Below are 11,748 nucleotides of genomic sequence, written 5' to 3'. Positions count from 1 at the left end.
AAAAACGGCTGCCGCACCCGGGCTTGTCTGGGAAGGTCCCGCTCTGTACGTGCTCGCGGCATCAACGGCACCTCGATAAGCCTGGATCCCCGCTGGATCTTCCCCGTACTCCTCCATAGCGCTGTCGATCTGCAGTGGCGAATGCATCGACGGTGCGACGGCACCCCGGGCCGAAAAGTTATTCTACAGGGCACAGCATCAGTTACACTCCGCCTATGAGCAGTCCGACCGGGGGAACCGCCCTGCTCGTCCTGGAAGGGCCGTGGTGGACGCCCAAGGACAAACCGAAGCGGCCGTCGATCCTGCCGTTTCTGGAGGGGCTGGAGAAGTACAGGGGGGATTTCAACCTCTACTACTCCAACTTCTACGAAAAAAGCGGATTTCGGCGGGCTCTCGAAGACGACCTGACGCATACCCGGGAGGACCGGCTCTTCCTTTATGTTGCAGCCCACGGGTATGCACGGATGATAGGGGGGCTCAAGTCCAACACCGGGATGCAGTTATCAACGCTGCTATCCCAGGTGAAGTCGGTCGCGCAGTATTCGAACATCGAGGGGGTCGTGATCGGCTCATGCAACATCGGCGCCAACTACGAGGACTTCGCCAGCACCGTGAAGGGGTCCCGCATCTCCTGGATCTTCGCGTACACCTGCGAGATCGACTGGATCGCGAGCACGCTTCTCGACGTCTCCATCTTCGAGCACCTGATCGCGCTGCCGCGGAAGGACCTGAAAAGCCGCGATGCCATCCTGGATGCGTTTGCACGGGCCCTGACCCGGTTCAACCCGCGTTACCTCATCTGCGGGGGCGAGGCTACGCCTCTCTCGAACGCCATCACCCTGGTGGTCCAGCCGCGGCGCCGGGGAGCCCGCCCGCTGGACGCCCGCCGCCCGCTGTTCGAGCGGCTCGGCTGGACGCCGGGTGCGGCAGGGTGAAGGTCCCTGGCGGGGTCCCCGCCCGCGCACGGGGAGGACCGGCTGCCCCTTAACGGCGGCCTTCCAGCGCGTCCACGGCCACCTGGAGGCACCCCAGCACCGGGGCGAGATCCTGCGTGCGGAGGTTAACGATTACCGCATCCACGATCTCCTCCGCTGTTGCACCCTCCGCCCGGGCGAGGGCGGCATGGTACCGGACCCCCGCAGGGTTCTCGGCGGCGGTCTGGATGCCGATGCTGATCAGCTGCCGCACCTTGCCGTCGATCCCCTGCGTCGACCCCCGGACCTCGGCCAGCCGGGACAGGCATGCCTCCCTGTGCGGGCAGTCCAGCGGGATTGCATCCGACGAATCCATTGCCATGGTATGGTTCTCCCGATTCATCCTCGATGTTCCTGGCGGGATGGGATGACCGCGCTCCGCCGGATCCGCACCGCGTGCAGGCGCCGTTCAGATCGGCCGGAATCCCCCGGCCTGGCGGATCAGGCTCTCCGCGAACCGGGCTGCATCCTGCAGATCCCGTTCGTTCGGCCTTCCCCGGTTGATGCCGCCGATGAGTTTGAAGACGGAGTACGTGTCGTAGCCCTTGCAGGCGAACTGCCCGATGACGCGGAAGCCCTTCTCCATCAGCCTCTCCCGGAGCGTGCGGTGCCCCGACACCCCTCCTCTGCCGCTGGTAGAGAAGATGAACGCCTGCCTGTCCTGCTGGTCGGGCAGGGCATCCACGAATTCCAGCAGCTCCGCATGGTGTCTGCCGAAGTAGATGCCGGACCCGAACCCGACGAGATCGTAGCGTGCGAGCAGGTCTTGCGACGCATCCGCCGTCTTCACCACATCTGCCTGCAGCACGTCGGCCAGCCTGCGGGCGACTTTCGCGGTGTTCCCGTGATGCACCGAGGTGCAGATGATGAGTGCGGCCATCCCTTGTCCCGTGAGATGTAACAGGGAAAAAGGGATATAAAACGGTTCCGCCGGTTCTCATCACCGATCGACGGTATACCGGCAAGGCAATAAGGCAAAGGTTGCCCTGTCCATCTCGATCCTCGCGTCACGGCCGTACATGATGGCCTGGATCGCCCGTCGTCCGGGTGGATCGCGTGGAGCATCATTCTCGTTCCAACGGGCAGTTCTAACGGCATTCCGGTGCGGATGTGCTGATCCCCGGGACAAGGGGGCGGTCGAGTTCCCTTTGACATCCCCACCGGGTCCACTGGCAGAGGGATCGGGAGACAGCAGAAAAGGATAAGAACGAGCCCGGTCCCCGTCTCCCTGGCTGCGCCGAACCATTGCAGGGTTACGGCTGCCTGCCGCAGCACCGATCCCCCCGCCGGATCCGCCCCTGTCACTGGATCGTGAACGGATAGGGGGCGGACATCCCCTGCGACCAGGCCTTCACGGCGCGGGTCTTCTCGTCGACGTCGTCCGCTGTGCCGATGCCAAACTGGACGGTATGCGCCCCCGGCGTCTTCCTCTCCTCCGGATACCGGAACCAGTAGGGATTCTCCCTGCCGGAATCCTTCTTCGTGATGTCGATCGTCCCCGTCGTGACGAGCTTGCCGTCCACCAGGACCCCGACGACGAGTTTCAGGACAGGGGTGTTCGCCGGGAGCGTTCCCCGGACGCTGTAGAATACTTTGTTCAGACTCTCCTTTGGGACGGTCCCCGACAGTCTCTGTTTCTTGTCCGCAGCCCCGCCCATCCATGCATCCGTTACCTCAGCATTTGCCATGGGTGCTCTCTCCCGCAGGCACGGGATGGTTCGGCAGCTATAAAAGAGTAGCCCTGCATCCCCCTGCGGCCGTCCGTCGCCGCCGGGCCATCCGCGAGACGCTCGGCCGGCCATGGGGAATGCAGATCCGCATCCCTTCCCTTCTACCCCGATCTCGTACGATGGTGCACGATGGCCGCGAGCGCACCGCTGCAGAGGAGGAGCACCGCGAGGGACAGCCAGTGCTCCGCCCCCGCCGCCCCCACCGCCAGACGTGCGAGAATGGCGAGAGGATTGCCCGGAAGGGCGAGGACGAGCAGCAGCACCACCACGAGCGCGGCCGAGAAGACGAACTGGGCATCGCTCCGCTCCCGGTAGTGGAGCGCGGCGATCGCGGCCAGCAGAATGAGGATCAGGGATGCCGCGCTCGCGTGGAGCAGGATCTCCGGGACGTGGAGGACGGGGATGCCGTTTGCAGAGAGAAGCAGGAGCCAGGCCCCGCCCTGGAGGGGAACGAGGAGTTCGCAGGCGAGGATCTTGCCGGCGACGATCTCGCGGAACGAGATCGGCGTCGAGACCAGGGTCTCCAGCGTGCGGTACTGGAACTCCTCCGTGATCAGGTCGATCACCAGAGCGGATGCGACGATGGCCGGGAGGAAGACGAGCAGCGGGACCAGGAGGCCGTAGACGAACTCGAAGAATCCCCCGCCCGGGCGGGCGGGCGGCAGGTGCAGCTCCGCGGGGCGGGTGTCCAGGCGGTCAGCCCGGGCGGCCCGCAGGTCGTCTTCGAACTTCACGAGCACGTCCCGCAACTTCGTCTCGATGACGGCCGTCTGGAGATCGTTCTGGATGAGGTACAGGGTGACCTTCACGGGATCGTCCGACTGCGGCGGGGTGTCCGGCACGTACAGCACGGCAGACACCTTCCGCTCTTTCAGACTCGCGACCGCCTCCGACAGATCCATGCGGTACACGCGGAAGTCGGGGCTCTCCTCCAGGTATTCCAGCAACGCGGAGTCGCTGCCCGCGTAGCCGACGCCGTACTCGGCCGTGGAGAAGCGGGAGATGGCGGCAGGATCGTACATCGCGGTCAATCCCACCATCAGGAAGGCGGAGAACATGGCGACGAAGAGCTGGAGGAAGATGGCGAGGATGATCGTCTTCTCGCTGTACAGCCCGCGGAGCTCCTTTCGGACGATGATCCAGACGTGGTTTCCGTTCACCCGATCCACCCCGCGATGAGGCGCAGGTTGTAGAGGCTGTGCACGGCCGTCGCCAGGAGGATGCCCGGGATGTAGCCGCGGGTTCCCGTGAATTTCAGGGCGATGGCAACGATCCCGGTGGCGGTGAGGTGGAGCAGGAGAGGCCACCAGAGCACCTGCAGGGAGGAGAAGAGGATGCTCCCGAAGATCGAGTGCGTGATCTGGGCGAGCATGGCAAAGAGCAGCAGCTTCTCGCCGGCGAGAAATCCGAGCGCCGTCGCGATGCAGGCCAGAAGAAGCGTGTTAACCGGTGTTCCGCATCCCTCCCGGCGGAAGAGGGTGTAGAGGCCGATCGATTTGGCGACCTCCTCGGTGAAGGCTGCACAGAGGATCAGGAGCAGCAGGGACAGCGGCATGGGGAGGTTGAAGAAGAGGACGAGCTCCATCATCTGGACCATGAAGACGAACGGGATCAGGAGAATGTTCAGCAGGAGGAGAGATGCCAGCGGCCGCTCTCTCGAGAGGCTCGAATCGACGAACTCCCTCGCCCGCGAGAGAAAACCCGACTGTCCGAACAGCCGCTCCTCGTGGAAGTTGGCGACACCCACGTAGAGAAGGGCGGCACCGGTGAGATAGAAGAGGGCGGTTGCGTAGAAGTAGTCCGCTGGGCCGAACCCCTCGCCCTGCAGCCCGAGCACCACCAGCGTCAGCGGGGAGATGAGGCTGATCGCATGGACGTGGGCGAATACCGTGGGGAAAAAGATATACGCGGTGGCAATCGTCGAGAAGAAGATGGAGACAAACGAGAGTTCCTTGAAACTCCGGGACAGCATCCCGATCAGGAGTGCGCTTGCCAGGAAGAGGAGCATGACGGGCAGGAGCGGCAGGAGGACGGAGAGCGGCGCACCCAGCGCCAGGATGAGGGCCAGGGAGACCAGGATCATGGCGAGAAGGTAGGGGAGCAGCTTGCCCGCGACGATCTGGGAGGGGCGGAGCGGGGCGGAGAGCAGCACCTCCCCCTTCCTCTCCACCCGCTCGTTCATGACGCTCATCATGCAGAACTGGGAGACGAAGTACAGGGGGAAGATGAAGACGAAAACGAGGACGATCGTGTCGAAGGGGAGGGAGGGGGATACCAGTGCGGGAATCGTGCAGCCTTCGAGCGTCCTATCTCTCGAGAGAACCTGCGTATAGCGTTCGAAGGAGTCGTCCGCTGTCGCTCCCCGGGCAAGTTCGCTGCGGAGCTCCGCCTCCGTGAAGCCCAGGGTCGGCGGAGGGGCAGGCACCTCCACCACCGCCCACTCGGGTGCCGGATCCCGCTCTCTGCCGGAGGATGCTCCCGGGATCCGCCCGCCCGCCGTTGCCGGGAAGCTCAGTTCGCTCTCGACGTACTCCCTCTCGACCCAGAGAGGGTAGGCGGCGAAGAGATCCTCCTGCTGCATGTAGACGGATGCGGCGTAGCGGTCATAGTCGCGCTCGAGCGCCTGCAGTGCAGCCCTGCCCTTCTCCGTGTCCCTGGAGAGCACCTCCCCGGCCACGACGACGAGATCGTAGGACTCCCTCTGGCGGAGCAGCACGTCCCCCCCCGCCAGATCCACGTCAAATCGCCCGTCGGCGGCGAGGATCGCGTAGTGCTCCGGATCGTCCACGCCTGCCCGGTAGATGCCGTCCTGCAGGTGCACTCCGCCCTGTGCGGCAAATCCGCTCACCAGAACGAGAGCCAGGAGGAGGACTCCCGATACCGGCAGCACGTTCCGGCTCATGGCGGCCAGCGATCGGCCGACCTCCCAGCGGGCGATCGTCAGGATGGAGGAGATTGCACCCATGATAAATTGATATCCGGTGAAATTGTTCAGTTGTGGTAATAATAAACTATATTAAATGCATATGAAAATAATCTAGACCGATGATCCGCGCCGGCTCCCTCAGGAAGGAGTACGACGGGTTTGCCGCCCTCGACGACGTCAGCTTCGAGATCGGGGAATCGGCGATCTTCGGTGTCATCGGGCACAACGGGGCCGGCAAGACAACATTATTGAAGATCCTCTCCGGTCTCATCACCCCTACTGCCGGCCGGCTCGTCGTGGACGGCATCGACGTGCTGCGGCAGCCGCTGGAACTGAAACGGCGGCTGGGCTACCTTCCGGAGGAGTCCCGGCTGTACGAGACCATGACCGTTCCGGCCTACCTGAGGTTCTTCGGCGAGATATACGGCATGGATGCAGCCGGTATCGAGAGAAGATCGCGGGATCTCCTGCGGACGCTCTCCCTCGAGCCCGACGGCAGGAAGATTCAGGCGCTCTCCAAGGGCATGCGGAGGAAGGTTGCCATCGCCCGCTCCCTCCTGCACGATCCCCGCCTCCTCGTCTACGACGAGCCCACGTCGGGGCTCGATCCCATGACCTCGCGCGATATTCTCGAGTATCTCGGGAATCTGCGGCGGGAGGGGAAGACCATCGTTCTCTCCGCCCACAACCTTCACCAGGTGGAGGAGATCTGCGACACCGTGATGATCCTCCGCAGGGGGAAGGCGGTGGCCTGCGGGAGCATGCAGGAGCTGCGGGAGCGGTTCGGATCCATCACCTACCGGATCTTCTTCTACGGGACGGCGGTCGAGGCGGCGAGGGGCGGATTCCCCGCCGTGCGGGACGGGGGCCTCTACCGCGCAGAGGCTTCGGATATCGCCGGGATGAACCGGATCACGGCAGAGATCGCAGAGATGGGCGGGACGGTCGAGCGGATCGAGTCCCGCTACCCGAGCCTCGAGGAGATGCTCGTGAAAATCGGCACGTGAGCGGATGGCGAAGTCGCGCGGTCCGGGGCACCGGCGGAACAATACGGAAAATGGACGGGCCTGAAGGGATTTGAACCCCTGGCCGATGGATTAAGAGTCCATCGCTCTGCCTGACTAAGCTACAGGCCCATGCAGTTGACCTAAATAACTGGTCGATATATAAAGATATAACTTTCGGAACGCCTTAATATGGTACGGAGCTGACACTCAATAGGCATGCCTGACACAGAACCAGACTCCTCGAAGGCGAAAATAGACTATATCATATTCGGCTGCGGGAGCACGGGCTACCACGTGATCGAGGAACTCTCCCGGGAGACCGATCGCATCCTCGTCATCGACAACGACCAGAAGCGGGTGGAGGATCTCCGCATGCACAAGCACGAGGCGATCCTGCGGGACCTGCGGGATCCCGCGCTCCTCGAGGATCTGCCGGTGCCCGAGACGGCGTTCGTGCTGAGCAACGACAAGGACGCCAACCTCGCAGCGGTCCGTTCCATCAAGAGCAGGCACCCCTCGACGCACGTGATCGCGCGTGCCGTGGATCCGGTGAGCACGAGCATGCTGCAGGACGCCGGGTCCGATCTCGTCATCTACCCCCAGGAGTTCATCGCCAAGGCGGCGGTGCGCCACATCAAGATGTTCCACGCCTCCCGCCTGGCGCGCAGCCTCTACGACCGCCTGGCGGGATGGGAGGGGACACTGGGCATCGTCACTCACACCAACCCGGATCCTGACTCGATCTCGAGCGCGATGGCGCTGGCAGCCATCGCGGCCGAGGCGAGCGACGGGAAACTGCAGACGCGCATCCTCTACAGCGGGAACATCGGACACCAGGAGAACAAGGCCTTCGTGAACATGCTCGATATCCGCATGGAGCGGATCACGCCGCAGGTCCTGGCCGAATGCCGCTACCTCGCGCTCGTGGACTCGTCGTCGCCGGGCGAGAACAACGATCTCCCGCGGGACGCCCGGATCAACATCGTCATCGACCACCACAGGAACGGGGATCCGAAGACCCTGAACGCGGACTTCGTGGACAACCGTCCGGGCATGGGCGCGACGGCGAGCATCATGACCCAGTACCTCCAGGATCTGGACATCCCGGTGAGCAAGAAGGTGGCAACGGCGCTCTTCTACGGCATCCGCGCGGACACCCGCGATTTCCGGAGGAGCATCACCCCCTCGGACCTGACCTACGCCGCCTTCCTCCTGCCGCTCACCGATGCCGATCTTCTGGACAAGATCATCTCGCCCGCGGTCTCCCAGGAGACGCTCGACGTGCTCGGGCATGCGATCCGCAACAAGAAGATCCGCAGCGGCTACCTCTTCTCCAACGTCGGGTTCGTGCGGAACCGGGATGCGATACCCCAGGCGGCGGATCTCCTGATCGGGCTCGAAGGCGTGAACACCGCCCTCGTCTACGGCATCGGGGATTCGGCGATCTACATCTCCGCCCGCAACCGCGACATCCGCCTGCACATCGGCAACGTCCTGAAGGAGGCGTTCGGGGACATCGGGGATGCAGGCGGGCACGCGAACATGGGCGCCGTCACCATCCCCCTCGCCTACTTCAGCCTGGTCAAGACGAAAGAGGATCTCCTGAGCCTCGTCCAGGAGCCCATCATCTCGAAGTTCCTCCGCGTCGTCGGGCTGGAGAAAGAAGAGAACCATGATATCTTTGAACTTTGAAGAGTGGGAGCCGGTCTACACCGAGATCCTGGATTACTTCTCTTTCGAGCGCGAAAAGGACGAGGAGGCCGCCGCCCTCCTCGCCTCCCTGATCCGCCGCGACGACGTTGCCCTGCTCGAAGAGAGGACGCGGGGCGAAGCGGTCACCGTCTGCGGCAACGCCCCCGCCCTGGCGGACGAGCTGGACGGGATCGGGGGAGTGGTCTTTGCGGCGGATGCCGCCGCCCTGATCCTCGACGCCCGCGGCATCCTCCCCGACGCGGTCTTCACCGACCTGGACGGGGCGACGGACGCGTATCTCTCCCTGAACCGGCAGGGTAGCGTCATGGTGGTGCACGCCCACGGGGACAACATGCCGCTCCTCCGCCACTGGGTGCCGAAGTTCCCCGGACCGCTGGTCGCCACCACGCAGAGCCGCCCGCTCCCGCACGTCCACAACTTCGGCGGGTTCACCGACGGGGACCGGGCGGTTTACGCCGCCCACGCCCTCGGCGCCCGCGAGGTGCGGATCGTCGGGTTCGATCTCGACGATCCCCACGTCGACCCGCTGAAGCGGGGCAAGCTCCGCTGGGCCAGGAGGCTGCTGGCGCGGATCGGGCATGACATCTAGAGCCGTCCTGCTCGACGGGTACGTGGACGAACCCGCCTGCCTGGGCGTTCCGCCCTACGTATCCCCCTACATCCGCGAGCTGGGCGGCGTCCTCCGCGAGCACGGACGGGAGGTCCGCTACCTGACGATCGACCAGCTGCGCTCGGATCCGGCCCTCCTGCCGGAGCTCGATCGCGCCGACCTCGTGGTGATGATCGCGGGCCTCACGGTCCCGGGCGCCTACCTGGGCGGCAGGCCGGCGACGGCGCGGGAGATCGGGCAGATCGGCACCTCGCTGCGGCATCCCGCGAAGGTGCTGGGCGGGCCGATCCTCTTCGGGTATGCCGTGCAGGGAGGAAGGCGGGCGGTGCAGCAGCCGATCCCCGGCTTCGAGGTGACGCTCGCCGGCTCGCCCGCCGAGGCGCTGGACTCCTATCTCGGCGGGGGGGAGGCGAAGGGGGAGGTCGACTACGATCGGGCGGACCGCTGGTTCGTGCAGGGGGCCGGAATCATCGTCCAGCACCCCTCGTTCCCCTACGTGATGTGCGAGCTCGAGAGCGGGCGGGGGTGCCCCCGCACCATCGCAGGCGGCTGCGCCTTCTGCACCGAACGCCTCTACGGGCTGCCCCGCTACCGCTCCGTCGCGGGCATCGCGGAGGAGGTGGCGGCGCTCTACCGCCACGGCGCCCGCCACTTCCGCCTGGGGCGGCAGCCGGACCTCCTGGTCTACGGTGCGGACGGCGCCGAGTTCCCCCGCCCGCGTCCCGAACAGCTCTCCGCCCTCTTCTCCGCCATCCGTCGGGCGGCGCCGGATCTCGCCACCCTCCACATCGACAACGTGAACCCGGGAACCATCGCGCATCACGAGGAGGCGAGCCGGGAGGCCCTGCGGGAGATCGTGCGGGGCCACACTCCCGGCGACGTGGCGGCGTTCGGCATGGAGACCGCCGATCCCGCCGTGATCCGGGCCAACAACCTCAAGGCATCCGCCGAGGAGGTGCTCCATGCGATCCGGGTCGTGAACGAGGAGGGCGGGGCGCGCCGCGAGGGGATCCCGGAACTCCTTCCGGGCCTGAACTTTGTCGTCGGGCTCGCCGGGGAGACGCCCGCCACGTTCGAGATGAACCGCCGCTTCCTGGAGCGCGTTTATGCCGAAGGCCTCCTGGTGCGGCGGGTGAACATCCGCCAGGTGATGCCCTTCCCCGGCACGCCCGCGTACGAGCAGAATACGCTGGGAAGGCACGAGAGCCAGTTCCGCCGGTTCAAGGAATGGGTCCGCCGAACGTTCGATGCGCCGATGCTGCGGCGCGTATTCCCTCCCGGGACCGTGCTCCGCAGGGTGGTGGTCGAGGAGGAGGGAAACCTCTCGTTCGGGCGGCAGATGGGCTCCTACCCCATCCTGGTCGGGATACCCCTGCCCCTTCCCCGCCGCACGGTCCTGGACGCCGTGGTGGTGGACTACGGCATGCGGTCGGTCACCGCGCTCCCGCACCCCGTCGAGGTGAACCGCCTCCCCGTCAGCGCCCTCCGCTGGATCCCCGGCATCGGGAAGAGAGCCGGGCTGATCGCCGCGAGGAGGCCGTTCAGGAGCCTCGAGGAGTTCCGGGCGGTCGCCGGGCGAACCCCGATCGATGAGTCCCTCGCCTTCTAGCCGTCGCGGAGCTCCATCACCCGCATGATGTCGGTGCGGGTGACGATCCCGATCAGGTCATTGCCCCGCATCACGGGGATCCGCCCGATGTTGCGGGAGGCCATGTGGCGCAGGGCATCGGTGAGAGGGGCCTGGGGCGGGAGCGTGAGGACGTCCCGTGTCATGACATCCTTCACCTGCGTCAGGTCCCGCTTATCCACCGGGACGCGGTGCACATCGTCCAGCGTGACCATGCCGACGAGCGAACCGTTCTGCATGACCGGAAATCCCAGGTGCTTGGTGCTGTACATGCGGTTCACCAGCTCGGTGAGCGGCGTCTCGGGAGATACGGTCATGACGGGCCCGGACATCACGTCCCCCACCCGCACGTCTTTCAGGAGCACGTTGTACTGCAGCTGCGCCGACTCCTGGCTGGCGGCGATGTAGATGAAGAAGGCAATGATGATGAGGATGGGGTTGAAGATGATGAAGCCGAATATGCCGAACAGAACGGCGAAGGCCTTTCCGATATTGGCCGCAATCCGTGTGGCGCGCGGGAGCGTCATCCTCTGCGCGAGCCACGCCCGCAGCACGCGCCCGCCGTCCATCGGGAAGGCGGGAAGGATGTTGAACCCGAAGAGGACGACGTTCAGGAGCCCGAGGTAGCCCCAGAGGAACACCCAGACTCCCGCGAGGGGGGGATCCGGGATGAAGGCGTCGCCGAGGTACATCACGGCGATGGAGACGAGCCCCAGGGCCAGGCTGGTCAGCGGGCCTGCGAGTGCCATCGGCAGCTCTATCCGCGGGTTCGGGACCTCCTCCTCGATGGAGGAGACACCGCCCAGGATCAGCAGGGTGATGCTGTTGATCTTCACGCCCCTCTTCTTCGCCAGGAGGGAGTGCGCCAGTTCGTGGATCAGGACCCCGACGAAGAGACCGATCGAGACCGCCGTGCCGAGGATGTAGGGATTGAAACCCGTCGCGATGATCCCCCGGTCGATGGTGAGGTTGAACAGATCCTCGAGGATGGATGCCGTTGGCCCGATCTGGACGCCGATGATCCAGGCGAAAAGGGGAATCACGAGGAGGAGGGACCAGTGCAATTTCAGGGGAATGCCGTAGATCGTCCCTATCTGGAGAGAGCCGCCGTTCATGATGCAATGGGGTATCTTTTTAACTTCTATAATAATATACTGATCA

The 11,748-nt window shown here is 65.0% G+C and carries 11 protein-coding genes and 1 tRNA gene; 5 read left to right on the top strand and 7 right to left on the bottom strand.

The window, feature by feature from the left end:
• Nucleotides 1-215: 215 nt before the first annotated feature.
• The gene (locus QMC96_05130) at nucleotides 216-935 is read left to right on the top strand and encodes a hypothetical protein (GenBank protein ID MDI6876139.1); all 720 of its coding nucleotides are present in this window, start codon (nucleotides 216-218) and stop codon (nucleotides 933-935) included.
• A gap of 49 nt (nucleotides 936-984) precedes the next feature.
• On the opposite strand, the gene QMC96_05125 is transcribed toward QMC96_05130, so the two are convergent.
• The 5 genes from QMC96_05125 to QMC96_05105 all read right to left on the bottom strand — a co-directional run bounded on the left by QMC96_05125 (nucleotide 985) and on the right by QMC96_05105 (nucleotide 5,669).
• A complete protein-coding gene (locus tag QMC96_05125; GenBank protein ID MDI6876138.1) occupies nucleotides 985-1,296 on the bottom strand; it encodes a carboxymuconolactone decarboxylase family protein in 312 nt (103 codons plus the stop codon).
• Nucleotides 1,297-1,383: 87 nt separating this feature from the next.
• Nucleotides 1,384-1,854 (bottom strand): flavodoxin family protein, encoded by a 471-nt coding sequence (locus QMC96_05120; protein MDI6876137.1) that lies wholly within the window; start codon nucleotides 1,852-1,854, stop codon nucleotides 1,384-1,386.
• Nucleotides 1,855-2,275: 421 nt separating this feature from the next.
• Nucleotides 2,276-2,662, bottom strand: coding sequence for a hypothetical protein (locus QMC96_05115; protein ID MDI6876136.1), 387 nt, complete (start codon nucleotides 2,660-2,662; stop codon nucleotides 2,276-2,278).
• Between the two features lie 143 nt (nucleotides 2,663-2,805).
• On the bottom strand, nucleotides 2,806-3,864 hold the full coding sequence (locus tag QMC96_05110) for an ABC transporter permease (protein ID MDI6876135.1): 1,059 nt from the start codon (nucleotides 3,862-3,864) through the stop codon (nucleotides 2,806-2,808).
• Nucleotides 3,861-5,669, bottom strand: coding sequence for an ABC transporter permease (locus tag QMC96_05105; GenBank protein MDI6876134.1), 1,809 nt, complete (start codon nucleotides 5,667-5,669; stop codon nucleotides 3,861-3,863). Before QMC96_05105 ends, QMC96_05110 begins: the two co-directional genes overlap by 4 nt.
• Before the next feature lie 80 nt (nucleotides 5,670-5,749).
• On the opposite strand from QMC96_05105, the gene QMC96_05100 reads away from it, so the two are divergent.
• Entirely contained in the window at nucleotides 5,750-6,637 is an 888-nt protein-coding gene (locus tag QMC96_05100) for an ABC transporter ATP-binding protein (GenBank protein ID MDI6876133.1), read from the top strand.
• Nucleotides 6,638-6,692: 55 nt separating this feature from the next.
• On the opposite strand, the gene QMC96_05095 is transcribed toward QMC96_05100, so the two are convergent.
• Nucleotides 6,693-6,766 (bottom strand) — tRNA-Lys (locus QMC96_05095).
• Between the two features lie 87 nt (nucleotides 6,767-6,853).
• On the opposite strand from QMC96_05095, the gene QMC96_05090 reads away from it, so the two are divergent.
• The 3 genes from QMC96_05090 to QMC96_05080 are packed head-to-tail and all read left to right on the top strand — an operon-like array spanning nucleotide 6,854 to nucleotide 10,569.
• The gene (locus tag QMC96_05090) at nucleotides 6,854-8,329 is read left to right on the top strand and encodes a DHH family phosphoesterase (GenBank protein MDI6876132.1); all 1,476 of its coding nucleotides are present in this window, start codon (nucleotides 6,854-6,856) and stop codon (nucleotides 8,327-8,329) included.
• Nucleotides 8,319-8,939 carry a DUF115 domain-containing protein gene (locus QMC96_05085; protein MDI6876131.1) on the top strand — a complete coding sequence of 207 codons (621 nt, stop codon included), beginning with the start codon at nucleotides 8,319-8,321 and terminating at the stop codon, nucleotides 8,937-8,939. The genes QMC96_05090 and QMC96_05085 overlap by 11 nt, the downstream gene beginning before the upstream one ends.
• Nucleotides 8,929-10,569, top strand: a complete 1,641-nt coding sequence (locus QMC96_05080) for a radical SAM protein (GenBank protein ID MDI6876130.1) — start codon at nucleotides 8,929-8,931, stop codon at nucleotides 10,567-10,569. Before QMC96_05085 ends, QMC96_05080 begins: the two co-directional genes overlap by 11 nt.
• Here QMC96_05080 and QMC96_05075 read toward each other — a convergent pair.
• Nucleotides 10,566-11,702, bottom strand: a complete 1,137-nt coding sequence (locus QMC96_05075; protein ID MDI6876129.1) for a CBS domain-containing protein — start codon at nucleotides 11,700-11,702, stop codon at nucleotides 10,566-10,568. The two genes, QMC96_05080 and QMC96_05075, sit on opposite strands and share 4 nt — an antisense overlap.
• Nucleotides 11,703-11,748: the final 46 nt, after the last annotated feature.

It is taken from the genome of Methanomicrobiales archaeon, from assembly GCA_030019205.1.
Lineage (GTDB): Archaea > Halobacteriota > Methanomicrobia > Methanomicrobiales > JACTUA01 > JASEFH01.
The sequence above is the reverse complement of the archived record's forward strand: the minus strand, read 5'-3'. Positions and strand labels throughout refer to the sequence as shown.